Source organism: Streptomyces sp. NPDC039423, from assembly GCF_055598725.1.
On sequence record NZ_JBVKAH010000006.1, the window covers coordinates 370,566 to 394,707 of the forward strand.

Sequence of the window (24,142 nt, forward strand, 5' to 3'; positions counted from 1 at the left end):
GGTTACGGGTCTTGGGGTCCACGCTTCGAGGTTAGCTGGCCCGCCCGAGCGGCCAGGACCCGACCGTCTCGTAACGGGGCCCCCGGCCCACGGCGCCGCCGCCCGGCAGGTTGCTGCGCACCAGCGCCAGCTCCGCGACGTCCCAGCGGACGCCCTCGAACTCCCGGAGCCGCTCCACGAAGGGGCGCAGGTCGACGGCGTCCGTACGGCTCCGGGCCACCGTGAGATGGGCCTGGTAGCGGCGGTGCTCCTCCATGGGCACGCCCGAGCGCCGGGCGGCCGCGTCCGCGCGCTCGGCGAGCAGCCGCATCTCGTCCAGCCCGCCCGCCGCGCCCGCCCACAGCACCCGCCGGCCGAACCGCCCGCCCCCGTGGAGCCGCAGCGCGAACGGGTCGGTGCGGTGCGCGGCACGGGCGAGCCGGGTGCTCAGCTCCGGCACCAGCCCGTCGTCGACCTCACCCATGAACGCCAGCGTGAAGTGCCAGCCGTCCCGCCCCGTCCAGCGGAGGTCACCGGCACCGGGCAGCGCCCTCAACCGGCCCACCTCGGCGGCGAGTTCGTCGACGGCCGCGGGACTCGGCAGCACGGCAGCGAAAAGCCTCATACCGCGAGTCTGGCATGATCCACGCGCCGTATCCTCGGCCGATGGACACTGTGGAGATCAGGAAGGCCACGGCGGACGACGTCCCCGCGATACTCGGCATGCTGGACAGCGCCGTCGTCTGGCTCAACGAGCGCGGGATCACCGACCAGTGGGGCACCGAGCCCTGGTCGTCGAAGCCCCGGGCCGTGCGCCGGGTGCGGGAGACGGTCACGGAGGGCTCGCCGTGGATCGCCGAGATCGGCGGTGTACCGGCGGGAACCCTGACGCTGACGCCCCACCCCGGGCCCGACGTCGCCCCCGCCGGTGAGCCGGAACAGTACGTGCGCTTCCTGGCCACCGGCATCCGGTTCCACGGACGGGGCGTGGGCGGCGCGCTGCTGGCGCACGCGGTCGAGGAGACCCGGCGGCAGGGCGTCTCGCTGCTGCGGGTCGACTGCTTCGCCGGCAGCGGCGGGCGGCTCGTGGACTACTACGTACGCAACGGCTTCACGCCCACCGAGACCTTCACCGTCGGTGACTGGCCGGGGCAGGTGCTGGAGCGGCGGGTATGACGAAGGGCCCCGCCGAGGGCGGGGCCCCTACCATCGCGCCGGTGGCGCTCAGGCAGCCGTGGCGAGCTGCTCGCGCGGGACGAACCGCACGTGCGGGTGACGGCCGCGCATCTCGACCTTCACGCGCAGCCCGCCCACCCGGGCCAGCACCAGACCGATCACCACGGCGGCGGCCAGCGAGACGGCGCCGCCCGTGGCGAAGCCGGCGCGGGCGCCGTAGGTGTCGGTGATCCAGCCCAGCAGGGGCGCGCCCACCGGCGTACCGCCGACGAAGACCATCATGTAGAGGCTCATCACCCGGCCCCGCATCACCGGGTCGGTGGCGAGCTGGACCGACGAGTTGGCCGTCACGTTCACCGTCAGGCCGAACATGCCGATCGGGACCAGCAGCAGCGCGAAGAGCCAGAAGGACGGCGAGAGCGCGGCCGCGATCTCCAGGACGCCGAACGCGACCGCCCCGCCGACCAGCAGCCGCAGCCGGGAGGTGCCGCGCCGGGCGGCGAGCAGCGCACCGGCGAGGGAGCCGACGGCCATCAGGGTGTTGAGGAAGCCGTAGGTGCCCGCCCCGGCGTGGAAGACGTCGCCGGAGAAGGCGGTCAGCCAGATCGGGAAGTTGAAACCGAAGGTGCCGACGAAGCCCACCAGCGCGATCGGCCAGATCAGCTCCGGCCGGCCCGCCACGTACCGCAGCCCTTCCCGGAGCTGCCCCTTGCCGCGCGGTGCCCGGGCCACCTGGTGCAGCTCGGCGGTGCGCATGAGCAGCAGGGAGGCGAGCGGGGCGAGGAAGGACAGGCCGTTGACCAGGAAGGCGTAGCCGCTGCCGACCGACGCGATCAGGGCACCCGCGACGGCGGGGCCGATCAGCCGCGCCGACTGGAAGTTGGCCGAGTTCAGGCTGACGGCGTTGCGGACCTCGGCGGGCCCGACCAGCTCCGAGTAGAACGACTGCCGGGCCGGGTTGTCGACGACCGTGACCATGCCGAGCAGGAACGCGATCAGGTACACGTGCCAGACCTGGACATGCCCGGACAGGGTGAGGACGGCGAGTGCGAGACCGCACAGACCGAGGGCGGCCTGGCTGAACATCAGCAGGTTCCGCTTGGGGTAGCGGTCGGCGATGACACCGCCGTACAGGCCGAAGAGCAGCATCGGCAGGAATTGCAGCGCCGTGGTGATGCCGACGGCGGCGGCGGAGCCCGTGAGGCTCAGCACCAGCCAGTCCTGGGCGATCCGGGCCATCCAGGTACCGGTGTTGGAGACGATGGCGCCGGCGAAGAAGAGCCGGTAGTTGCGGACCTTGAGGGAGGAGAACGTCTCCGGCCGCCGGGGGGCCGCCTGCTCGGCGCGCTTGTCGTGCTTGCTGAGCTTGTCGTGCTTGCGGTGCTTGTTGTAGGGGTTGTGTGCGGGTGCGGAGTCTGCTCCGGGTCCCGAACTCAAAAGGTCCGCCTCCTTGGTGCCTCGTGCGTCTTACAGATCTGCGAGCTTCTCCAGCACGGGAGCGGCAGCGCGCAGCTTCGCCCACTCGTCCTCATCCAGACCCTCGGCGAGCGAAGCCAGCCAGGCGTTCCGCTTGCGGCGGGACTCCTCGAGCATGGCCTCGGCCGTCTCGGTCTGGCTGACCACCTTCTGCCGGCGGTCGTCGGGGTGCGGCTCCAGCCGGACCAGTCCCTTGGCCTCCAGCAGCGCCACGATGCGGGTCATCGACGGCGGCTGTACGTGCTCCTTGCGGGCCAGCTCACCGGGGGTGGCGGAACCGCAGCGGGCGAGGGTGCCCAGCACCGACATCTCGGTGGGGCTCAGCGATTCGTCGACGCGCTGGTGCTTCAGGCGTCGGCCCAGCCGCATGACGGCCGAGCGCAAGGCGTTCACGGCGGCTGCGTCAGCGGGGTCGCCGTGGGAGAGGTCTGGCATGTATTTAGCGTAACTCATTACCCAGGCTAAATACCACCCGGTTGGCCGTGCGTGGTACGTGTCACCCGTACGAGTGAGACGAGGCCGAAAAGTGACGCGGGGGCGCGCGCTGGAGGGCGAGTCTGGGCGGCATGGGATCGACGGTGCTCAGCCTGCGGATAGACGGAGAACTGCTCGACCGGGTCCGGCGCCACGCCGCCCGCAGCGGGATGACCCTCCAGGACTACGTGGTCCGGGCGCTCGCCCGGGACGACTTCGACGAACGCTTCCGGGCCTCGGTCGACGAGACGGCCCGCTTCTACGGCCCCCGGGGCGCCTGACCGGCCGCCGACGGCCACCGGCGGCCGGGAACGCCGGCGGCCCGGACCGTGGGGGACACGGACCGGGCCGGACGGACGAAAAGGGGGCGGGGACGCCCGTCAGGTGAGGCCGAGGGCCGGCATCGCGTAGTAGAAGGCGAAGACCGCCGAGACCACGTACATCGCCACCGGGACCTCGCGGCCACGGCCCGCGGCGAGGCGCAGCACGGAGAAGGCGATGAAGCCGATGCCGATGCCGTTGGTGATCGAGTACGTGAACGGCATCATCACCATCGCCAGGAACGCCGGCACCGCGATCGTGAAGTCGCTCCAGTCGATGTCCTTCACCGACCCGGCCAGGATCAGGAACCCGACCGCCAGCAGCGCGGGGGTGGCCGCCTGGGAGGGGACCATCGTGGCGATCGGGGTGAGGAAGAGCGCCACCGAGAACAGCGCGCCGGTGACGACGGACGCCAGACCGGTGCGCGCGCCCTCGCCGACGCCCGCCGTGGACTCCACGAAGCAGGTGGTCGCCGAGGAGGAGCTGGCGCCGCCGGAGGCGACCGCGAGGCCGTCCACCAGGAGCACCTTGTTGATGCCGGGGAAGTTGCCGTCCTCGTCCATCAGCTTGGCCTCGTCGCCGACGCCCAGGATGGTGCCCATCGCGTCGAAGAAGCAGGAGAGCAGCACGGTGAAGACGAACAGGCACCCGGTCAGCAGGCCGACCTTGCCGAAGCCGCCGAACAGGCTCACCTGGCCGACCAGGCCGAAGTCCGGCGAGGCCACCGGGTTGCCGGGCCACTCCGGGGTGGTCAGGCCCCAGGAGGGGACGGTCGCGACCGCGTTGACCACCATCGCGACCAGGGTCATGACCACGATCGAGATCAGGATCGCGCCCGGCACCTTGCGGACGATCAGGGCCAGCGTCAGCAGCGCGCCCAGCACGAAGACCAGCACCGGCCAGCCGGTGAGGTGGCCGTCGGCGCCGAGCTGGAGCGGGACGGTGGTGTGGGCGGCGTCCGGGATGCGGGAGACGAACCCGGAGTCGACCAGCCCGATGAGCATGATGAACAGGCCGATGCCGATGGCGATGCCCTTGCGCAGCCCGACGGGCACCGCGTTCATCACCCGCTCGCGCAGACCCGTCGCGACCAGCAGCATCACCACGAAGCCGGCCAGCACGACCATGCCCATCGCATCCGGCCACGACATGCGGGGCGCGAGCTGGAGGGCGACGACCGTGTTGACGCCGAGGCCGGCCGCCAGGGCGATCGGCACGTTGCCGATGACGCCCATCAGCAGCGTCGAGAACGCGGCGGTCAGCACCGTGGCGGTGACGAGCTGGCCACCGTCGAGCTGGTGCCCGTACATGTCCTTGGCGCTGCCCAGGATGATCGGGTTCAGCACGATGATGTAGGCCATCGCGAAGAAGGTCGCGAAGCCGCCGCGTACCTCACGGGCGACCGTGGAGCCACGCTCCGAGATCTTGAAGAAGCGGTCCAGGCGGCCGCGGGAAGACGGCTGGGGGGACGGCGGCGTGGAGACGGCGTCCGCCGGCGCGGTGGCCGAGGAGGGCATGGAGAACCTCAGGGTGCGGGGGCGGGAAGGAAGGCAGGACGGCTGTCATGACCGGTCGCATTTGGCCATTCACACAAAGAAAACCAGTCAGACACAAGCTGTTTCAGTATGAACGCATCATGCGAAGATCGGTATCTCCGCGCGTAGAGCCAGTCCCCGCACGGCCCCGGGGGACCGCCCCGCACGGCCCGTCGGACCCCGGGACCGCCCCGCCTACACTGTGCGCATGGCGAAGTGGACCCCCAAGCACGAGGCACCCGAGCCCCTGGAGGGGCCCGTCGTCGCCACCATCACCGGCGGCACGGTCCTCTGGTTCGTCCTCTTCCTCGCCCAGGTCCCCTTCTACGGCTGGTTCGCCGACCACGACCTCACCTGGTGGGTGTGGACCTGCCTCGCCGGCGCCGGACTGGGCCTGATCGGCATCTGGTACGTCCGCAGGCGCGACGCGGCCCTCAAGCGGGCGGCCGCCGCCGAGCGGGACGGCACCGCGCGCCCCTGACGCGGCGCCCGGGGACCGTCCGCGTCGTTCCGGGCGGATCCCCCCGCCGCTCGCCGTGTGCGGGCGCGGGGACGGTCGTACCGTCGGAAACATGACGCAGCGGGCGCAGATCGAGACCGACGGCTCCGAGGGCGCCGATCCCGGCGAACCCACCATCGACGCCGGGGCGGAACTCGACCCCGTCCACCCCGTGCGGCCGCCCGTCCAGCACCGGCCCGCCGGACTGACCGCCGCCGAGGTGGCCGAACGGGTCGCGCGGGGCGAGGTCAACGACGTACCCGTCCGCAGCTCCCGCTCCACCACCGACATCGTCCGCGGCAACGTCTTCACCCGCTTCAACGCGATCATCGGCGTCCTGTGGGTGATCATGCTGATCGTCGCCCCCATCCAGGACAGCCTCTTCGGGTTCGTGATCATCGCCAACACCGGCATCGGCATCGTCCAGGAACTGCGGGCCAAGCGGACCCTGGACTCGCTCGCCGTCATCGGCGAGACCAAGCCCACCGTCCGGCGCGACGGGAAGGCCGCCGAGGTCCACACCTCGGAGATCGTCCTCGGGGACTGCATCGAGCTCGGCCCCGGCGACAAGGTCGTCGTCGACGGCCAGGTCGCCGAGGCGGACAACCTGGAGGTGGACGAGTCCCTGCTCACCGGCGAGGCCGACCCCGTCGTGAAGAAGCGCGGCGACCAGGTCATGTCCGGCAGCTTCGTCGTCGCCGGCGGCGGGGCCTTCACCGCCACCCGGGTGGGACGCGAGGCCTACGCGGCCCAGCTCGCCGAGGAGGCGTCCCGCTTCACCCTGGTCCGCTCCGAACTCCGGTCCGGCATCTCCACCATCCTCAAGTACGTGACGTGGATGATGGTCCCGACCGCCATCGGCCTGGTCATCAGCCAGCTCGTCGTCAAGGACACCGACGTCAAGAACTCCGTCGCCCGCACCGTCGGCGGCATCGTCCCGATGATCCCCGAGGGCCTGGTCCTCCTCACCTCCGTCGCCTTCGCCATCGGCGTCATCCGGCTCGGCCGCAAACAGTGCCTCGTGCAGGAACTGCCCGCCATCGAGGGGCTCGCCCGCGTCGACGTCGTCTGCCTCGACAAGACCGGCACCCTCACCGAGGGCGGCATGGACGTCACCGAGCTGCGCACCCTCGGCGGCGGGGACGAGACCTACGTACGGACCGTCCTCGGCGCCCTCGGCGAATCCGACCCCCGCCCCAACGCCTCCCTCCGGGCGATCATCGACGCCTACCCGGACCACGAGGAGTGGCGCTGCACCCAGGCCCTGCCCTTCTCCTCCGCCCGCAAGTACAGCGGCGCCACCTTCAGCGAGGGCGACGGCCGCACCAGCACCTGGCTGCTCGGCGCCCCCGACGTCCTCCTCCCCGACGACGATCCCGTCCAGCGCGAGACCGACGACCTCAACCGGCGGGGACTGCGCGTCCTGCTCCTGGCGCGCGCCGCCGGCGCACTGGACGCCCCCGACGTCACCGACGGCGCCCGCGCCACCGCCCTCGTCGTCCTCGAACAGCGGCTGCGCCCCGACGCCGCCGACACCCTCGGCTACTTCGCCGACCAGAACGTCGCCGCCAAGGTCATCTCCGGCGACAACGCGGTGGCCGTCGGCGCCGTCGCCGCGAAACTCGGCCTGCCCGGCGCCGACGCCACCGTCGACGCCCGCCGGCTCCCCGCCGAACGGCACGAGATGGCCGAGGCGCTCGACGCGGCCGCCGTCTTCGGGCGCGTCACCCCCCAGCAGAAGCGGAAGATGGTCGGCGCCCTCCAGTCCGGCGGCCACACCGTCGCCATGACGGGCGACGGTGTCAACGACGTCCTCGCCCTCAAGGACGCCGACATCGGGGTGTCCATGGGCTCCGGCTCCGAGGCGACCAAGGCCGTCGCCCAGATCGTGCTCCTCGACAACAGCTTCGCCACCCTGCCCGCCGTCGTGGCCGAGGGCCGCCGGGTCATCGGCAACATCACCCGGGTCGCCACCCTCTTCCTCACCAAGACGGTCTACTCGGTGCTGCTGGCGATCCTGGTGGTGTGCAGCGGCATCGAGTACCCCTTCCTGCCCCGCCACCTCACCCTGCTGTCCACCCTCACCATCGGCGCCCCCGCCTTCTTCCTCGCGCTGGCCCCCAACACCGAGCGAGCCGAACCCCACTTCGTCCGCCGGGTCATGCGGTACGCCGTCCCCGGCGGCATCGTCGCGGCCGCCGCCACCTTCACGACGTACCTCCTGGCCCGCGCCCACTACGACGGACCCGACGCGCTCGGCGCCGAGACCAGCGCGGCCACCCTCACCCTGTTCCTGGTGTCCATGTGGGTCCTGGCGATCATCGCCCGCCCCTACACCTGGTGGCGCGTCGCCCTGGTCGCCACCATGGCCGGCGCCTTCGTCCTGGTCCTCGCCGTGCCCTGGCTCCAGCACTTCTTCGCCCTCCGGCTGGTGGGCACCACCATGCCGTGGCTCGCCGTGGCCATCGCGGCCGTCGGCGCCGCGCTGGTGGAACTCGCCTGGCGGCTGGTGGACCGCCGGTCCACCGCCTGACGCCGCCCCGGGGACGCGGGCCCGGGGGTTCGGTACCGGTGCCCCCCGGGGGCGCGGTGCCGGTGCCCCCGGGGCGCGCGGCCGTCAGTCGAACCAGCGGTCGCGGGCCAGCTCCGCCGTGCGGGACGGGTCCTCCAGCAGGGCGGCGACCTCGAAGCGGCGCGGCCACTGGCCCGCCGCCCACGCCAGGCCCGCCGCGACGCCCTCCAGGGTGGCCGCGTGCACCGTGCCGTCCGGGGTTCGCCGCCAGTCCAGCTCGACGCCCCCCGCCCGCAGCTCCTCGTGCTCCACGTACGTCACCGGCGTGCCCGGACCGAGCAGGGCGTGCACCGGCTCCGGTACGTCGTGCTCCTCGCCCGCCGACGTCACCTCCGCCACCACCTCCTCGCTCAGCCGCCGCACCTGGAGCAGCTCCGCCAGGTCCGCCGCCCGCGCCGGGGCCACCGGCAGCAGCGGCCGCCCCGCCGTCAGCGGCAGCAGGTCCGGCGCGTCGGCGACCAGCGCGTCCGCCGCGTCCACCACCCGCACCTCGCCGTCCACCACCGCGCGCAGCTCGTCCGGCAGGGTCACCTGCTCGGGGTCGAGGTCCGCCAGGGCGGTGTACAGGCCGTGAAGCTGGGCGCCCGTCACCTCCCGCTCCGGATCGGCGAGCCGGCCCAGCAGCTCGGCGGCACCGCCCGGCTCGTCCAGCAGCGCGGCCACCGAGGTGCGCACGCCCAGGGCGCGCAGCACCTGCGCGTCGGCGAAACCGGTCGTGTCGGCCGGGTCGTACAGACCCTCCAGCAGCGGGTCCGCCCCGGCCGCGCGCAGCCCGGCGGGACGGCGGCCGTCCAGCACCGGGTGGTCGCGCAGCCACCAGGCCGTGTACGGGCGGACCGTCGTGGTCGTCCCGTCCGGCAGCAGGACCCGCACCGGCTGGGTCAGGGCGTCCCGCAGCGGCGGCCGGGCGAGCATGGCCAGCGCCCGGGGCCAGGCGTCGTCGTCCACCAGGTCCAGGTCCCGCACGGCCACGATCTCGGTCGCGACGGGCGGCACCGGCGTCTCGGGCAGCCGGTCCAGCACGTCCTCGCACCACACGTCGACCGCGTCCAGCAGCCCCGCGTCGTCCGGCTCCGGGAAGTCCCCCTCGCGCGGCTCCAGTTCGTCCGGGTCCAGCACCACGTCCGAGGCGCGTACCAGCGCGAAGTCCGCGAGCACCCCGCACGCGGCGAGCGGCTGCCCGCCCCACCGCTCGGCCAGCCCGGCGTCCACCAGCGCCAGTTCGTCCGGCCGCATCACGTCCGCGAACGGGCTGCCCGGCAGCACCAGTTCACCCGCCGGAGCCAGCTCGCCGTCCTCGTCGGGCAGCGCCAGCGCGCCCAGCCACGGCTCGTCGCCCGGCTCCAGCCCGGCGTCCCGTACGAGGGTGAGGACCGTCTCCGCCAGCTCCTCGGCGTCCGGGGCGTCCTCCTCCCACATCTCGCCCGCGTCCAGCGACCCCGCCACGGCCGCCCGCACCTGCGGGGTGGTGAGCACCGCGCGCGGGGTGGCGGGCAGGGCGCCGAGCTTCTCCAGCAGCGGGTGCGCGGCGTCGGGGTGGGCGACCTTCAGGCCCAGCTTCGTCAGGTCGGTGGGCGTGTCCGCCAGCGGCAGCAGCACGTGCCGGGGGCCGGTCGCGGTACGGCCGCCGACGAGCGGCACGGGCAGGCCCGTCAGCCGGTCCGGGTCGACGCCCGCGAGCGACTCGTACAGCCGGTGCCACCACGCGGGGGTGCGCTCGGTGCCGGCCAGCCGGTCGATCGCGTCGCCGAGCGACAGCCGGGCCACCCCCAGGGCGCGCAGCTCGGCCCGGCGCTCCAGACCGGCCGGCAGCAGCGTCGGCAGGACCTCCGCCAGGACGCGGACGGTGTCGGCGCCGGCGCCCTCGACGACCTCCGCCTCGAACGGGCGCAGCGCCGGGAGCTCCTCCGTGGCCGCCGCCGGGGCCAGGAACGCCACCCGGGGCAGCAGCTCCAGCACCGCCCCCCGGAGCGCCCCGTCCAGGACGCCCCCGCCCAGCGGGCCCGGCACCAGGTCGACCGTGCCGGTGGTCACCGGCCGCCAGTCGGCGAGCAGTTCGGCGTACGCGTCGGCGGCGCGCCGCACCAGGAAGTCGGTCAGCGGGCCGGGCGCCGGGTGGCGGCGGGTCGTGTCCAGCGGGAACGTCGCGATGAGCAGGGCGGGGATGCCGAGCGGTTCATCGGTGGGCGTCGGGGCGTGCACCACCGGCGCGGTGCGCGGACGGACCGGCGCGCCCTCGCCGTCCACCGGAACGGCCCACGTCACCGTCCAGTGCGGCCGCAGCCGCTCCTCGACGGGCCGGTCCTTCAGCAGCTCCGGCTCGATCGCGCCCCGGTGGGTGACGGTCCGCCACCGGCGCGTGCCGTCCTCGCTGTCGTCGATGTGGACGTACCCGTCCTCCTCCCGCCGGGTGAGCGTCCGCGTCCCCTTCGGGCCCTCCACGACGACCTCGGTGAGCCCCGGCAGGGTCAGCAGCAGGGCGTCGTCGATCCCGGCGAGCAGCCGCTCGGCCAGGTCCACGGCGGCGGCGTCCCGCAACGGCAGGATCACCACCGTGTCGTACCCCTCCGGCGCGGTGCCCTCGGCGGGCAGCGGCAGCCGCAGCAGCGGCACGTGGCCGTCCCGGCGGCGCAGTTCGTCGCCCAGGCCGGGGCTGGCCTTCGCCACGTCGGCCGCCATCTCGCGGGCCTCCCGCAACGACCACCGGACGCCCCCGTGCCGGCCCACGACCGCCGGCTCGTCGCTCACCGCCAGCACCGCGGCGAACCCGACGCCGAACCGGCCGACCGCGCCCTCGTGGCCCTCCCGCTTGGCGGACGCGCGCAGCGTGCTCAGCGACTCGACACCGGTCGCGTCCAGCGGCGCGCCGGTGTTGGCGGCCGCGAGCACGGCGGGGCCGTCCGCGTCCGCCGGGTGCAGCGTCAGCCGCAGCCGGCCGGGCACGCCGGCGCGGGCGGCGGCGTCCGCGGCGTTCTGCGCCAGCTCCACCACCAGCCGGTCGCGGTACCCGCCGAGCGCCAGGTCCTCCTCCGCGTTGGCGTCCTCCCGGAACCTCGCGGGTCCCGCGCCCCACGCGTCCAGCACCCCACGCCGCAGCCGCGCGGTCCCGAACGGGTCGGCCCCATCGGTCGCCGTCGCCCTCACGCCCACGTCGTGCTCCGCTCTCTCGCCCTGCGCGTCGTTACGGAGCCCGAAGGTACCGCGCGCCGCCCGGAGCGCCATGCCCCCCGTCCCCCGACGAGGCAGTCCCTCCCCCGGGGGCCGGGGCCTACGGCGGGCGGTACCCGGACTGTCGCTGCGCTCTTTTACGTCCGAGCACCCCCCACCTCCGACCCCGTCACCCTCACGCCGGTGGATCACCCCGGGCCGTGGGGCCACCCCGAAGGGGGACGCGGAGGGTGGCGTGTTCCGGGCGTAGGACGACCGGGCTTGCGTGGGAGAACCCGTGACGTGCCTCCCGCAGCGGCCCGCCCGGCCGGCGCCCGTGGGCGCCCCCGCCCGGGGGGCTAGCTGTGGCCGAGGTCCTCGTCCGGGGACGCCGACGGCACCGAACCGCTGTCGCGGGCCGGGCGCAGGGGGAACTCGTCCGCGCCCATCGAGTCCAGCACCGGCGGGGCAGGCCGCGGCGGCTTGGGCATGACGGCCGCCTCGGAGTGCCCGCCGCAGCCGTACGTCAGGGACACCACGCGCCCGTCCGCCGGCGAGAACTCGTTGGCGCACACGCCGAACGCCTGCTTCAGCGACCCGCCCAGCGGCATGAGGAACCCGCACGACACGCACGGCGCCGGCGCGGCCTGCGCCATCGGGGTCTTCGCCCCGAAGTTCTCCTCCCAGCGGTCGGCCGCGACATGCAGCCCGTACCGGGACAGCACCCGCGCCCGGCGCAGGCCCAGTTCCTCCGCGACGGCCGCGATGGAGCCCCGCGAGGGGGTGCGGGCCACCAGGTCGGCGTCCTCGGCGTCGACGAGCTCGGCCATCTCCTCCGACACGGGGGAGTTCGGCGGCGGCACGTCCTCCCCGGTGTACCCGGGCTCCAGCCGCAGGTCGTCCTGCTCGGTGGGCAGCAGGTCCCCCGGCCCCATGTCGCCCGGGCGCAGCCGCTCGCTCCACGGCACCCACTCGGGCGCCAGGAGGGCGTCGGGCCCCGGCAGCAGCACCGTCTCGTCGAGGGTGACGACCTTCGCGCGCGACGCGCGGGCGACCGTCACGGCCCAGCGCCACCCCCGGTAGCCGGGTTCGTGGCAGGCGAAGAAGTGCGTGACGACCCGGTCGCCCTCCGCGACGACGCCCGTGTGCTCACCCACCACCCCGGGCGCGGCCGCCTCCGCGGCCGCCTCCCGGGCAAGGTCCACCGCCTCGGCGCACAGGCGGTCGGGGGCGGGGGTACGCGGGGTACGGCTTCGCGTCGTCGCAGCACTCACAGGTCTCGCTCATCTCCTACGCCGTCTCACAGATGCGCCGGCCGATTCGCGAAGGTTCGGGCGGCGGGCGGAGCGGACCAGTGGGCCGCATCGACGTCCGCGCCCTCCGTGTCTCGGGCACACCTATCGTCATCCATTCTGCGGGATGCCGAAGAGGCGCGCGGCCGAGAACTTCCGCCGGTGGCGCGCTACGCACGCTACCCCTTCCGCAGCCCGCCGCCCACCTGCCCGCCCCAAGTAGCCCTCTTCACGGTTCGCGGAAGCGGCTGCTGGGGCACTATGACGAGGTGGCAGCCGCGAGGTCGTCCGACGATGCCGGGCCGCGCCGGAGGGCGGGCCGGCGGCTGGGGCGCGCCCTCCACCTGCCGTTCACCGGCACCGCGCGCGGTATCCGAAAAGCGACGCACGCCCACGGCGCGGGCGAATCGGGCCTCGGGAAACTGATCGAACTGCACGCCGTGAACGGCGCGGGTGACGTCATGATCACCGTCGCGCTCGCCTCCACGGTGTTCTTCTCGGTGCCGACGGACGAGGCCCGCGGCCGGGTGGCGCTGTACCTGGCCGTCACCATGGCCCCGTTCACCCTCCTCGCTCCCGTCATCGGCCCGCTGCTGGACCGGCTGCCGCACGGCCGCCGGGCGGCGATGGCGGGCGCGATGCTCGCCCGGGTGCTGCTCGCCGTCGCCCTGTCGGGCGCGGTGGTCACCGGGGACCTGGAGCTGTACCCGGCGGCGCTCGGCGTGCTGGTGGCGTCGAAGGCGTACGGGGTGGTGCGCAGCGCCGTGGTGCCCAGACTCCTGCCGCACGGCTTCTCCCTGGTGAAGGCGAACTCGCGGGTGACCCTGGCCGGGCTGCTGGCGACGGGCGTCGCCGCGCCCGTGGGGGTGGGGTTGCAGCGGATCGGGCCGCAGTGGCCGCTGTACGGGGCGTGCGTGCTGTTCGCCGGGGGGACGCTGCTGGCGCTGTCGATGCCGCCCAAGGTCGACTCGGCGAAGGGCGAGCGCAAGGCGCACATGCTGACGCACGGCGAGCGGAAGCCGAGCCTCCGCACGGTCGGCCCGTCGGTGCTGCACGGCCTCCAGGCGAACGCCGCGCACCGGGTGCTGTCCGGCTTCCTGATCTTCTTCCTGGCGTTCCTGCTGCGGGAGCACCCGCTGTCGGGACAGAGCGCGGCGGTGTCGCTGGGCATCGTGGGCGTGGCGGCGGGCGTCGGCAACGCGTGCGGTACGGCGCTGGGGGCGCTGCTCAGGTCGCGGGCGCCGGAGCTGATCGTCGCGGCGATGGTGACGCTCGCGATGGTGGCGGCAATCGTGGCGGCGGTGTTCTTCGGGGGGATCGCGGTCGCGGTGCTCGGCGCGGTGGCGGGGCTGTCGCAGGCGCTGTCGAAGCTGTCGCTGGACGCGATGATCCAGCGGGACGTGCCGGAGGTGGTGCGGACGTCGGCGTTCGCCCGCTCCGAGACGCTGCTCCAGATGGCGTGGGTGGTCGGCGGGGGGATCGGCATCGCGCTGCCGCTGAACGGGACGCTCGGCATGTCGGTCGCGGCGGCGATCCTGGCGCTGGGCGTGGCGGTGACGGTACGGGGCCTGCTGTCGGCGGCACGGCGCGGCACGCCGCACCCCCGCGTGGCGTGATGCGGGGCGGCGTATAGCCTTCGGCCCATGACCGTTGCGTTCTTTTCCGGTAAGGCCCGCCGGGCCGGCGTCGCTCTGGGTGCCGTCTCCGCCGGACTCCTCGTACTCTCCGCATGCGACAAGCCGACCCCGCTCGCGACCGTGACGGTCGGGTCCGACTCGGTCAACGCCGAAGCGGCCTGCTACAACGACGGCGAGGCCATCAAGGAGTCGCTGATCCAGGGCTGTCTGAAGAAGAAGCCGGAGAAGACCATCACGGTCTCCGCCGACGACCGGATCCGCTTCGGCGTGGACCCGGAGGTCGCCGAGCACGGCTGGACGCTGTTCATCGGGGGCCAGCAGGCCGAGCAGGAGCCCTACAAGAAGACGTACCGGTCGATCCCGGCCAGCGCGTTCCTCTCCAGCCAGACCGGTGAGACGTCCAACACGGCGCAGATCAGCATCGTGGAGACCAGCGGCAAGAAGCTGACCGGCATCTGGCACTTCGAGCTGAAGAAGGAATCCTGACCCTGCGTGTCCTGGTCGTGACGGCGGTGGCGGTGGAGTCGGACTCCGTCGTCGCCGGTCTCGGCGGTGACGCGGTGTCCGCCCCGGGCGCCCTGCCGTCGGGTCACGCCCTGACCCGTCTGCGCCGGCGTCCGCCGCACGCGGCGGACGGAGCCACCACGGACACCGTCGTGGACGTCGTCACCGGGGGCGTGGGCCCCGCGACCGCGGCCGTCGCGGCGACCGCCGCCCTCGCCGCCGCCCCGGCCCCGTACGACCTGGTCGTCTCGGCCGGCATCGGCGGCGGTTTCGCGCCCGTGGCGCCGCTCGGGACGCTCGTGGTGTCCGGCTCGATCGTCGCCGCCGACCTGGGGGCCGACACGCCCGACGGGTACGTCGCCGTCGAGGAGCTGGGCTTCGGCCGCTCCGTCCACCTGCCGCCGCCCGGTCTGACCGGCCGGATCGCCGCCGCCCTGCGCGCGGACGGCCGGCCGCACGTGGTCGCCCCGGCGCTGACCGTGTCGACCGTCACCGGCACCGCCGCCCGCACCGCGGAGCTCATCGCCCGTCACCCCGGGGCCGGCTCGGAGGCGATGGAGGGCTTCGGCGTCGCCGAGGCGGCCGCCGCCCACGGGGTGCCCGTCGTCGAACTGCGCGCGGTGTCCAACACCGTCGGCCCGCGCGACCGGGCCGCCTGGCGGATCGGCGAGGCCCTGGACTCGCTGCGGCACGCCTTCCGGTCGCTCGGTACCACCGTCTTCCCGGAGGACCTGTGAGGATCGCGTACTCCCCGTGCCCGAACGACACGTTCGTCTTCCACGCCTGGGCGCACGGCCTGGTGCCGGGCGCGCCCCCGCTCGACGTGACGTTCGCGGACATCGACGTGACGAACGGCCTGGCCGAGCGCGGCGCGGCCGGCTTCGACGTCCTGAAGGTGTCGTACGCCGTGCTGCCCTGGATCCTGGACGAGTACGCCCTGCTGCCCTGCGGGGGCGCGCTGGGCCGGGGCTGCGGCCCGCTGGTCCTCACCCGGGAGGCGGGCCTGGACCTGACCGGCCGGACGGTCGCGGTGCCGAGCGAGCGCTCCACCGCGTACCTGCTGTTCCGGCTGTGGGCGGCGGACGTCGTCCCGGGCGGGGTCGGCGAGGTCGTGGTGATGCCGTTCCACGAGATCATGCCGGCCGTGCGGGACGGCAAGGTCGACGCGGGCCTGGTCATCCACGAGGCCCGGTTCACGTACCAGGACTACGGCCTGCACCGCCTCGCCGACATGGGCGAGCACTGGGAGGGCACGACCGGGCTGCCGATCCCGCTGGGCGCGATCGTCGCGAAGCGCTCCCTGGGCGCGGACACGCTCCGGCGGCTCGCGGAGTCGGCGCGCGCGTCGGTCCGTATGGCCTGGGACGACCCGGAGGCGTCGCGCCCGTACGTACGGGAGCACGCCCAGGAGATGGACCGGGCCGTGGCCGATCAGCACATCGGGCTGTACGTCAACGAGTTCACGGCCGACCTCGGCGAGGACGGCTACGCGGCGGTACGGGGGCTGCTGACCCGCGCGGCGGCCGAGGGGCTGGTCCCGCCGGTGCGGCCGGAGGCGCTGGCCTTCCCGTGACCCCGTGACGGGCCGCGCCCCCGGCCGTGGCCGGGGGCGGGCGTCGTGGCGGGGCCCCGCCGGGCGGGGCGGTCCTCAGACGTCGAGCTGGTCGGCGACCGCCCGCAGCAGGCCGGCGATCTTCTTTCCGTGGACCTTGTCGGGGTAGCGGCCGCGCTCCAGCATGGGCGTGATGTTCTCCAGCAGCGTCGTCAGGTCCTGGACGATCGAGGCCAGTTCGTCCGGCTTGCGCCGCTGGGCCGCCGCGACCGAGGGGGTCGGGTCGAGGACCGTCACCGAGAGCGCCTGGTCACCGCGCTGGCCCGCGACCACGCCGAACTCGACGCGCTGGCCGGGCTTGAGGGCGTCGACCCCGGCAGGGAGCACCGACGAGTGCACGAAGACGTCGCCGCCGTCGTCGCGGGAGAGAAAGCCGAAGCCCTTCTCGCTGTTGAACCACTTGACCTTGCCGGTAGGCACGTCTGTCCTCGTCCTCGTACTCGATGTCTGGCGCCAAAAATGGCTCTGGATAGCACTACAGCGGGTCGCCGGGACCCGCCACACGTCAAGGCTAATGGTCCAGGGGCTGGTGACAAGACGTCGCCGGTCCGTTCCTCCGGCCAGGGAACTACCCTGGCCGAATGCATAGTGAAACCCCCGCCGGCGGCACCGCCCCCGGTGACGGCCTGGTCCGGGCCGGCGGAATCGTCTTCATCGTCGGCGCCGTCGCCACTCTGGCCACCATGGCCCCGCTGTTCCTGGGCACCGACCCGTTCCCGCCGGTCGCGTACGCCGTGTGCATGCTCATGGGCGTCGGGTTCCTGATCGCCGCCGCCGGGGTGCTGCGGTCGGTCGCCGCCCAGCGCCGTCAGGCCACGTCGGCCCGGTAGGCGTCCCACCAGGCCGGGAAGGCCGTCAGGTCGGGCAGGACGACGTCCGCGCCGGCCGCCCGCAGCTCGTCGGCGTCGCACGGCCCGGTGGGTATCGACACCGCCAGGGCGCCGGCCGCGCGGGCGCCGCGCACGTCGCCGGTGTGGTCGCCGACGTACACGCCCGCGCCGTGCTCGCGCAGCGCCTCCGCCTTCGCCTCGGCCCACAACCAGCCGACCACCGCGTCGGGTTCGATGCCCAGGTGCTCCAGGTGCAGCTTGGCGTTCGGCTCGTGCTTGGCGGTGACGACGACGGCCCGGCCGCCCGCCGCGCGAACGGCTTGAATCGCATCCCTGGCGCCGGGCATCGCGAGGGTGGGCGCGATGGCGTGGGCCGGGTAGATCTCCCGGTAGCGGTCGGCCGTCTCCGCGATCCGGTCGGCCGGGAACCAGTGTGCGAGCTCCTGTTCGAGGGGTGGTCCCAGCCGCGTGACGGCCAGATCGGCGTCGATCCACGCACCGGTCTCGGCGGACAGCGCCCGGTAGGTGGCGTGGATCCCGGGGCGGGAGTCGATCAGGGTCATGTCGAGGTCGAAGCCGACCGTCAGCGTGGGGACCATGACCGCCATTGTGCCCGCCGGCCCGCGCGGTGCCGGCCGGTCGCCCGCTCCCCGGGCGTCAGACGCGGCGGGCCCGCCACAGCAGGTAGAGGGCGGAGGCCAGGGCCGCCGCCCGCAGCGTCCACGGCCAGGCAGCGCCCAGCGCCTGGCCCAGGGCGTCGCCGCCCGCCGGGATCGGCTCGCCCCAGCGGCCGTCGAGGCGGCCCCACAGCCACACCGCCGTGGCCGCGGCGACGGCACCGGGCAGCCCGAACACGGCCAGCTTGGCCTCCGTACGGCTGAGACGGCCCGACAGGTACGCCAGCAGCCAGCCGCCGCCGAGGGCCGCCCATGAGCCGAGCACCACGCCCGCCACCAGCAGCAGGGCGGCGGCCACCAGCATCGGGTGGCCGAGCCGCAGCGGCAGCCGGAGCAGCGGCGGGCGGCGGCGCGCGGCGGCCGCCGACGCGGGCGGCGACGGCGGCTCCGCGTCCGCCGCCGGCGCGCCGGCGGCGGGGGCGGCGGCCGGGGCGGGCTCCTCCTTCGGCGGGGGTTTCAGCATGTCCGGGATCTCCACCCCGCCCCGGAACCCGGGCGGCACGGCGTCCCCGCCGAACGCGCCCTCCTCGACCCGCCACCAGTCGGGCTGTTCCACCGACGCGCCGACCTCGTCCATCCCGGCCAGGTGCGGGCTCCACGCGTCCGCGGCGGGCCTCTCGCGCGCCGCCGGCACGTCGGAGCCCGTGCCCGCGCGGCGGCGGAAGCGTGTCCGGGGCGTGCGCTGTTCCGGCACGGCCGGCCGTGGCCGTCCCGGCGCCCCCGACGCACCCGGGGTGTTCGGCGCGCCCGACGCGCCCGAGGCCGCCGCGTCGACCACCTCGTCCGGCGTGCCCAGGGCGGTGAGGATGCCGCGCACCGCCCCCGGGCTGTCGTCCTTGGCGCGCCTGCTGTCGATCTCGCTGCGCAGCGACGACACCAGCCGCATCCGCGTCTGCGAGGACAGCTGCCGTTGCTGGGCCAGGTCACCCACCCGGCTCAGATAGTCGAACACCAGCTGGTCGCTCTCGATCCCCACCGTCACGACGTTAGCGCCTGCGCAGGGGCTAACGTGGTCCGGATGGGGACCGGTGAGCTCGATCGGGAGGCGCACGTGGCCGCAGGAACCGAAGGCAATGGCGGTACGACGGCTCCGCGCACCCTCGCGGAGGCCCTCCGGGCCCGTGGCGACGAGGGGCTGGCCGCGCTGCTGAGCGCCCGCCCCGACCTGCTGGTCCCCGTCCCCGGCGACCTGACGCAGCTCGCCACCCGGGCCGGGACCCGCGCCTCCGTCGTACGGGCGCTGGAACGGCTCGACCGGTTCGCGCTCCAGACCGCCGAGGCGCTCGCGGTGGCACCGGACCCCGCCCCGTACGCCGAGCTCCTCGCGCTGATGGCCGGCGACGAGGGCGACCCCGACGTCGAGGCGGCGCTGCCGCGCGCGGTCGCCGTGCTCCGCGCCCAGGCGCTGGCGTGGGGCGACGACGACCGGCTGCGGCTGGTGCGGACCGCCCGGGAACTGCTGGCCCCCTCCCCGCAGCACCCGTCCCCCACCGGCCTCGGCCCCACGGTCGCCGAGGCGACGGCGGGCATGTCCCCGACCCGGCTCCAGGAGATCATCGCGACGGCGGGACTGCCGACGACACACGATCCGGTGTCGGCGGTCGCCGCGTTGACGGACCTGTTCACCGACCGGGATCGGATGGGCGCGCTGCTGGACACCGCGCCGATGGAGGCGCTCGGCATCCTGGACCGGCTGGTGTGGGGGCCGCCGTACGGCGAGGTGACCCCGAACCCGGCGCCGCCGGTGCGCTGGCTGCGCGACCGGGGCCTGCTGCTGCCCGCGACCGCGCGCACGGTGGTGCTGCCCCGGGAGGCGGCGCTGCACCTGCGCGCCGGGCGCGCGCACCGGGCGCCCGAGCCGGTGCCGCCCGCCGTCACGCCCGCCCGCGAGTACGGCCCCCCGGTCGTCGACAGCACGGCGGCGGGCCAGGCCCACCACGCGCTCGCCACCATCGAGGAACTCGCCAAGGAGTGGAACGAGGGCGGACCGGCCGTCCTGCGCGCGGGCGGCATGTCCGTCCGCGACCTGAAGCGGACCGCGACGGCGCTCGACGTGCCCGAACAGGTCGCGGCCTTCTGGCTGGAGGTGGCGTACGGGGCCGGCCTGATCGCGTCGGACGGCGAGGCGGACGAGCGGTACGCGCCGACCCCCGCCTTCGACGAGTGGCTCGAACTGCCCGCCGCCGAACGCTGGGCGCTGCTCGCCGGAACGTGGCTCGCCTCGACCCGGACACCCGGCCTGATCGGCACCCAGGACGCCAAGGGCCGCACGCTCGCGGCCCTCGGACCCGACCTCGACCGGGGCGCCGCGCCCGAGGTGCGCCGCCGGGTGCTGTCCCTGCTGGCCGGCCTCCCCGCCGGGGCGTCGCCCGACCCGGAGGCCCTGCTCGCCCGGCTGCGCTGGGAGCGCCCGCTGCGCGACGGGCGGGGCGCCGCGCAGCCGGGCGCCGACCTGCGGGTCCGGCTGGCGAGCTGGACCCTGACCGAGGCCGAGCTGCTGGGCGTGACCGGGCGCGGCGCCCTGTCCGCCCACGGCCGCGCCCTGCTCCCGGGCGCCCCCGCCCCGGGCACGGACCACCCGGTGGCCGGCCAGGGCCCCGGGTACCCGGCGAAGGCGTTCGTGCCGGTGCCCGCGCCCGGCGGCACCGAGGCCGTCAACGGCCGCCGGCCCGCCCACGCCACCGTCGCCGCCCACGCGGGCGCCGCCGCGCTCCTCGCACCGCTGCTGCCCGAACCGGTCGACCACGTCCTGCTCCAGGCCGACCTGACGGCGGTCGCCCCCGGGCCCCTGAAGCGGCCGCTCGCCGACATGCTGGCCGTCGTCGCGGACGTCGAGTCCAAGGGCGGCGCGACCGTGTACCGCTTCACGCCCGGCTCGGTGCGCCGCGCCCTGGACGCCGGGCAGGCGGCCGCCGACCTGCACGCCTTCCTGGCGGCCCACTCCCGCACCCCGGTCCCCCAGCCGCTCGCGTACCTCATCGACGACGTCGCCCGCAGACACGGCCACCTCCGGGTGGGCGCCGCCTCCGCCTACGTACGCTGCGACGACGACACGGTGCTGGGCGAGATCCTGGCCGACAAGCGGTCGGCGTCCCTCCGGCTGCGGCGCCTCGCGCCGACCGTGCTCGCCGCCCAGGCCGACCCGGCGGCGCTGCTGGAGGGGCTGCGGTCCATGGGCTTCGCCCCCGCGGCCGAGTCGGCGGAGGGCGACGTCCTGATCACCCGGGCGCGGGCCTACCGGACCCCGGCGCGCACGGCGCCCGCGCCGGTGCCCGAGGGCCCCCCGGAGCCGGACGCCACGCTGCTGGGCGCCGCCGTGCGGGCCATCCGCGCCGGGGACCTGGCCTCGACGGTCGTCCGCAAGGAGGAGCCGGCCACCTCCGGGACGGCCGGGGACGGCGCCCCTCCCCGCACCTCGGCCGCCGAGACCCTCGCCACCGTCCAGGCCGCCGCGATGACCGGCTCGGCGGTGTGGATCGGCTACGTCACCGCCGAGGGCGCCGCCAGCCAGCGGGTGATCGCCCCGGTACGGGTGGAGGGCGGCTTCGTCACAGCGTACGACCACACCGCCGACGAGGTCCGCACCTACCCGCTGCACCGCATCACCGGCGTCGCGGAACTCGCCGACGACCCGACCTGACCCCGGCCGGATCATGCGCGCGGGCGGACGATTTACCGCGCGTGAGTGACCGATTCCCCACCTCAGGGGGACCTTCCGCATTCCTCCGGCGCGGCGCGGGCAGCCACGGGACGTCCCGAACGGCACCGCACCCGAAAGAGGTCGCCCCCCATGCGTCGTCGCGTCACCACGGTCCTGATCACCACCGCCGCCTTCCTCTCCGCGATCACCACCCAGGCCGCCGCGATCGGCATCGACCTCGGCGGCGGGCTCACCCTCTGACCGCCCGTCCCCCTCTGCCGCCGGGCCCGCGCCACCACGGAAGGCGCGGGCCCGGCCACGTACGCCGCCGATGTGAAAGGACCCCCGCATGAGCCGGCGCATCGCCCTCCTCCTGACGGCCGCGACGCTGTTCTTCACCGCCCTCGCCACCCCGGCCGCCGCCACCACGCTCCCGCCGATCGGCGGGCCCGGCGGCCCCCTGGCCGACCTCCAGATCGAGGGCCCCCTGTTCAACAGTCCCCTGCTCTGACCCGCCCCGGCCCGGTCACCCCCGCACCCCGCCCACCCCGGCCCGGGCCGCTTACGCCGCCGATGCGTAACACTGGATGTTTGGCCACACACCGAGGCCGCCAGGAAAGGGTGAGGCGTGAACGGACCCCTGATCGTCCAGAGCGACAAGACACTGCTGCTCGAAGTGGACCACGAGCGGGCCGACGCCTGCCGTCGCGCCATCGCTCCGTTCGCGGAGCTGGAGCGCGCGCCCGAGCACATCCACACCTACCGGGTCACGCCGCTGGGCCTGTGGAACGCGCGGGCGGCGGGGCACGACGCGGAGCAGGTCGTCGACGCGCTGGTCGAGTTCTCCCGCTACCCGGTGCCGCACGCCCTGCTGGTGGACGTCGCCGAGACCATGGCCCGCTACGGGCGGCTCACCCTGTCCAAGCACCCCACCCACGGGCTGGTCCTGACGACCACCGACCGGCCGGTCCTGGAGGAGATCCTCCGCTCCAAGAAGGTGCAGCCACTGGTCGGCGCGCGCATCGACGCGGACACCGTCGTCGTCCACCCCTCCGAGCGCGGGCAGATCAAGCAGACACTGCTGAAGCTCGGCTGGCCGGCCGAGGACCTCGCCGGGTACGTGGACGGCGAGGCGCACCGCATCGACCTGGCCGAGGACGGCTGGGCGCTGCGCCCGTACCAGCGGCAGGCCGTCGAGGGCTTCTGGCACGGCGGCTCGGGGGTCGTCGTCCTCCCCTGCGGCGCGGGCAAGACCCTCGTCGGGGCGGGCGCCATGGCCAAGGCCGGGGCGACCACCCTGATCCTGGTGACCAACACGGTCTCCGCCCGCCAGTGGAAGCACGAGCTGGTGAAGCGGACCTCGCTGACCGAGGACGAGATCGGCGAGTACAGCGGGACGAAGAAGGAGATCCGCCCGGTCACGATCGCCACCTACCAGGTGCTGACCACGAAGCGGAAGGGCATCTACCCGCACCTGGAGCTGTTCGACTCCCGCGACTGGGGCCTGATCGTCTACGACGAGGTGCACCTGCTGCCCGCGCCCGTCTTCAAGTTCACCGCCGACCTCCAGGCCCGCCGGCGCCTCGGACTGACCGCGACGCTGGTGCGCGAGGACGGCCGCGAGTCGGACGTGTTCTCGCTCATCGGGCCCAAGCGGTTCGACGCGCCGTGGAAGGAGATCGAGGCGCAGGGCTACATCGCGCCCGCCGACTGCGTCGAGGTGCGGGTCAACCTCACCGACGGCGAGCGGCTGGCCTACGCGACCGCCGAGACGGAGGAGAAGTACCGCTTCTGCGCGACGACCGCGACGAAGCGGAAGGTCACGGAGGCGCTGGTGCGGAAGTTCGCCGGCCAGCAGATCCTCGTCATCGGCCAGTACATCGACCAGCTCGACGAACTGGGCGAACACCTCGACGCCCCGGTGATCAAGGGCGAGACGCCCAACGCGCAGCGCGAGAAGCTCTTCGACGCCTTCCGCAACGCCGAGATCAGCGTGCTGGTGGTCTCCAAGGTGGCGAACTTCTCGATCGACCTGCCGGAGGCGACCGTCGCCATCCAGGTGTCGGGCACCTTCGGCTCACGCCAGGAGGAGGCCCAGCGTCTCGGCCGGGTGCTGCGGCCCAAGGCGGACGGGCACCAGGCGCACTTCTACTCGGTGGTCGCGCGGGACACGATCGACCAGGACTTCGCCGCGCACCGCCAGCGGTTCCTGGCCGAGCAGGGGTACGCGTACCGGATCGTCGACGCGGACGAGCTGCTGTCCCCGTCGCAGGGCACCGATCCGGATCTCAGCGGCGCCTGACGCCTGCCTCCTCGGCGAACTCGCCGAGCACGACCACCCCGAACGCCGCCTCGGCGAACACCTTGATCACACGCAGGGCGTTGCCGATGCGGTGGGCGGGGTGGTGGGCCGTGCCCAGGGCGGTCGCGCCGGGGGCGTCATGGAGGGTGGTGGTCATGTCTCCATGATGGTTCCCGCCGGTGGCCGGTACATCGGTCCGCAGACCGAACCCGGGCGCCGCCCGCGTACGACTCCAGGCATACGGCATCCCCTACGGGACGGACGGCCACGACAATTCGCTCGCCCGCCGCCCGGCACCCTGGCTAGAATCGCCCGCCTTGCCCGCCTCCCTCCCGTGGAGCGCCGCCCACCGGTCGGAAACCGGTCGGCCCGCCGTCCCCCCGCGTACGCCCCTGGAGGCCCCGCCGTGCCCGATCCGCTCGCGCGAGAGCGCGCCCACCTCGCCGCCTCGCGTGCCGCCCTGCGCACC

Annotated in this window: 22 protein-coding genes; 12 read left to right on the forward strand and 10 right to left on the reverse strand. The window is 74.5% G+C overall.

The genetic code is table 11. The features are described 5' to 3' along the window. Positions 1 to 31: 31 nt before the first annotated feature. On the reverse strand, positions 32 to 604 hold the full coding sequence (gene thpR / locus ACZ7LK_RS21480) for an RNA 2',3'-cyclic phosphodiesterase (protein WP_392275023.1): 573 nt from the start codon (positions 602 to 604) through the stop codon (positions 32 to 34). A gap of 41 nt (positions 605 to 645) precedes the next feature. On the opposite strand from thpR, the gene ACZ7LK_RS21485 reads away from it, so the two are divergent. Continuing rightward, positions 646 to 1,155, forward strand: a complete 510-nt coding sequence (locus tag ACZ7LK_RS21485) for a GNAT family N-acetyltransferase (RefSeq protein ID WP_392275022.1) — start codon at positions 646 to 648, stop codon at positions 1,153 to 1,155. A gap of 48 nt (positions 1,156 to 1,203) precedes the next feature. Here the strand turns inward: ACZ7LK_RS21485 and ACZ7LK_RS21490 are convergent, their stop codons facing one another. Then, entirely contained in the window at positions 1,204 to 2,592 is a 1,389-nt protein-coding gene (locus ACZ7LK_RS21490) for an MFS transporter (RefSeq protein WP_471142667.1), read from the reverse strand. A 30-nt stretch (positions 2,593 to 2,622) separates the two neighbouring features. Then, positions 2,623 to 3,066 carry a MarR family winged helix-turn-helix transcriptional regulator gene (locus ACZ7LK_RS21495; RefSeq protein WP_392275020.1) on the reverse strand — a complete coding sequence of 148 codons (444 nt, stop codon included), beginning with the start codon at positions 3,064 to 3,066 and terminating at the stop codon, positions 2,623 to 2,625. A 131-nt stretch (positions 3,067 to 3,197) separates the two neighbouring features. Here ACZ7LK_RS21495 and ACZ7LK_RS21500 point away from each other — a divergent pair, with 131 nt between their 5' ends. Then, positions 3,198 to 3,386, forward strand: a complete 189-nt coding sequence (locus tag ACZ7LK_RS21500; protein WP_392275019.1) for a ribbon-helix-helix protein, CopG family — start codon at positions 3,198 to 3,200, stop codon at positions 3,384 to 3,386. 99 nt (positions 3,387 to 3,485) lie between these two features. Here ACZ7LK_RS21500 and ACZ7LK_RS21505 read toward each other — a convergent pair whose 3' ends face one another. Continuing rightward, positions 3,486 to 4,943: an NCS2 family permease gene (locus tag ACZ7LK_RS21505; RefSeq protein WP_392275018.1), complete on the reverse strand. Its 1,458-nt coding sequence runs from the start codon at positions 4,941 to 4,943 to the stop codon at positions 3,486 to 3,488. 226 nt (positions 4,944 to 5,169) lie between these two features. Here ACZ7LK_RS21505 and ACZ7LK_RS21510 point away from each other — a divergent pair, with 226 nt between their 5' ends. Both ACZ7LK_RS21510 and ACZ7LK_RS21515 read left to right on the forward strand, forming a co-directional pair. Further along, positions 5,170 to 5,442: a DUF2530 domain-containing protein gene (locus ACZ7LK_RS21510; protein WP_392275017.1), complete on the forward strand. Its 273-nt coding sequence runs from the start codon at positions 5,170 to 5,172 to the stop codon at positions 5,440 to 5,442. Between the two features lie 91 nt (positions 5,443 to 5,533). Next, entirely contained in the window at positions 5,534 to 7,993 is a 2,460-nt protein-coding gene (locus ACZ7LK_RS21515) for an HAD-IC family P-type ATPase (RefSeq protein WP_471142671.1), read from the forward strand. An 84-nt stretch (positions 7,994 to 8,077) separates the two neighbouring features. Here ACZ7LK_RS21515 and ACZ7LK_RS21520 read toward each other — a convergent pair whose 3' ends face one another. Both ACZ7LK_RS21520 and ACZ7LK_RS21525 read right to left on the reverse strand, forming a co-directional pair. After that, entirely contained in the window at positions 8,078 to 11,254 is a 3,177-nt protein-coding gene (locus tag ACZ7LK_RS21520) for a sacsin N-terminal ATP-binding-like domain-containing protein (protein WP_471142674.1), read from the reverse strand. Between the two features lie 284 nt (positions 11,255 to 11,538). Next, on the reverse strand, positions 11,539 to 12,453 hold the full coding sequence (locus tag ACZ7LK_RS21525) for a DUF3027 domain-containing protein (protein WP_392275014.1): 915 nt from the start codon (positions 12,451 to 12,453) through the stop codon (positions 11,539 to 11,541). Positions 12,454 to 12,740: 287 nt separating this feature from the next. Here ACZ7LK_RS21525 and ACZ7LK_RS21530 point away from each other — a divergent pair, with 287 nt between their 5' ends. From ACZ7LK_RS21530 to ACZ7LK_RS21545, 4 genes are read left to right on the forward strand one after another with little or no spacing between them, the layout of a single operon-like run. Then, positions 12,741 to 14,087 carry an MFS transporter gene (locus tag ACZ7LK_RS21530; RefSeq protein WP_471142678.1) on the forward strand — a complete coding sequence of 449 codons (1,347 nt, stop codon included), beginning with the start codon at positions 12,741 to 12,743 and terminating at the stop codon, positions 14,085 to 14,087. A gap of 27 nt (positions 14,088 to 14,114) precedes the next feature. Next, positions 14,115 to 14,594, forward strand: coding sequence for a DUF2771 domain-containing protein (locus tag ACZ7LK_RS21535; protein WP_392275012.1), 480 nt, complete (start codon positions 14,115 to 14,117; stop codon positions 14,592 to 14,594). A 2-nt stretch (positions 14,595 to 14,596) separates the two neighbouring features. Further along, positions 14,597 to 15,349: a futalosine hydrolase gene (locus ACZ7LK_RS21540; RefSeq protein ID WP_471142866.1), complete on the forward strand. Its 753-nt coding sequence runs from the start codon at positions 14,597 to 14,599 to the stop codon at positions 15,347 to 15,349. Beyond that, the gene (locus tag ACZ7LK_RS21545) at positions 15,346 to 16,185 is read left to right on the forward strand and encodes a 1,4-dihydroxy-6-naphthoate synthase (protein ID WP_471142681.1); all 840 of its coding nucleotides are present in this window, start codon (positions 15,346 to 15,348) and stop codon (positions 16,183 to 16,185) included. Before ACZ7LK_RS21540 ends, ACZ7LK_RS21545 begins: the two co-directional genes overlap by 4 nt. A 75-nt stretch (positions 16,186 to 16,260) precedes the next feature. Here the strand turns inward: ACZ7LK_RS21545 and ACZ7LK_RS21550 are convergent, their stop codons facing one another. After that, positions 16,261 to 16,644 (reverse strand): cold-shock protein, encoded by a 384-nt coding sequence (locus tag ACZ7LK_RS21550; protein WP_031073201.1) that lies wholly within the window; start codon positions 16,642 to 16,644, stop codon positions 16,261 to 16,263. Positions 16,645 to 16,805: 161 nt separating this feature from the next. Here ACZ7LK_RS21550 and ACZ7LK_RS21555 point away from each other — a divergent pair, with 161 nt between their 5' ends. After that, on the forward strand, positions 16,806 to 17,054 hold the full coding sequence (locus ACZ7LK_RS21555) for a hypothetical protein (protein ID WP_392275010.1): 249 nt from the start codon (positions 16,806 to 16,808) through the stop codon (positions 17,052 to 17,054). Here the strand turns inward: ACZ7LK_RS21555 and ACZ7LK_RS21560 are convergent. Further along, positions 17,033 to 17,653, reverse strand: a complete 621-nt coding sequence (locus ACZ7LK_RS21560) for an HAD family hydrolase (RefSeq protein ID WP_469461116.1) — start codon at positions 17,651 to 17,653, stop codon at positions 17,033 to 17,035. The genes ACZ7LK_RS21555 and ACZ7LK_RS21560 overlap by 22 nt on opposite strands. A gap of 58 nt (positions 17,654 to 17,711) precedes the next feature. Continuing rightward, positions 17,712 to 18,707 carry a hypothetical protein gene (locus ACZ7LK_RS21565; RefSeq protein ID WP_471142685.1) on the reverse strand — a complete coding sequence of 332 codons (996 nt, stop codon included), beginning with the start codon at positions 18,705 to 18,707 and terminating at the stop codon, positions 17,712 to 17,714. Between the two features lie 42 nt (positions 18,708 to 18,749). Here ACZ7LK_RS21565 and ACZ7LK_RS21570 point away from each other — a divergent pair, with 42 nt between their 5' ends. The 3 genes from ACZ7LK_RS21570 to ACZ7LK_RS21580 all read left to right on the forward strand — a co-directional run bounded on the left by ACZ7LK_RS21570 (position 18,750) and on the right by ACZ7LK_RS21580 (position 23,673). Next, entirely contained in the window at positions 18,750 to 21,371 is a 2,622-nt protein-coding gene (locus ACZ7LK_RS21570) for a helicase-associated domain-containing protein (RefSeq protein WP_471142688.1), read from the forward strand. A 349-nt stretch (positions 21,372 to 21,720) separates the two neighbouring features. Further along, positions 21,721 to 21,882, forward strand: a complete 162-nt coding sequence (locus ACZ7LK_RS21575; RefSeq protein WP_392275006.1) for a hypothetical protein — start codon at positions 21,721 to 21,723, stop codon at positions 21,880 to 21,882. A gap of 117 nt (positions 21,883 to 21,999) precedes the next feature. Continuing rightward, positions 22,000 to 23,673: a DNA repair helicase XPB gene (locus ACZ7LK_RS21580; protein WP_392275005.1), complete on the forward strand. Its 1,674-nt coding sequence runs from the start codon at positions 22,000 to 22,002 to the stop codon at positions 23,671 to 23,673. On the opposite strand, the gene ACZ7LK_RS21585 is transcribed toward ACZ7LK_RS21580, so the two are convergent. Further along, positions 23,660 to 23,830, reverse strand: coding sequence for a hypothetical protein (locus ACZ7LK_RS21585; protein ID WP_392275004.1), 171 nt, complete (start codon positions 23,828 to 23,830; stop codon positions 23,660 to 23,662). The two genes, ACZ7LK_RS21580 and ACZ7LK_RS21585, sit on opposite strands and share 14 nt — an antisense overlap. Positions 23,831 to 24,142 lie beyond the last annotated feature (312 nt).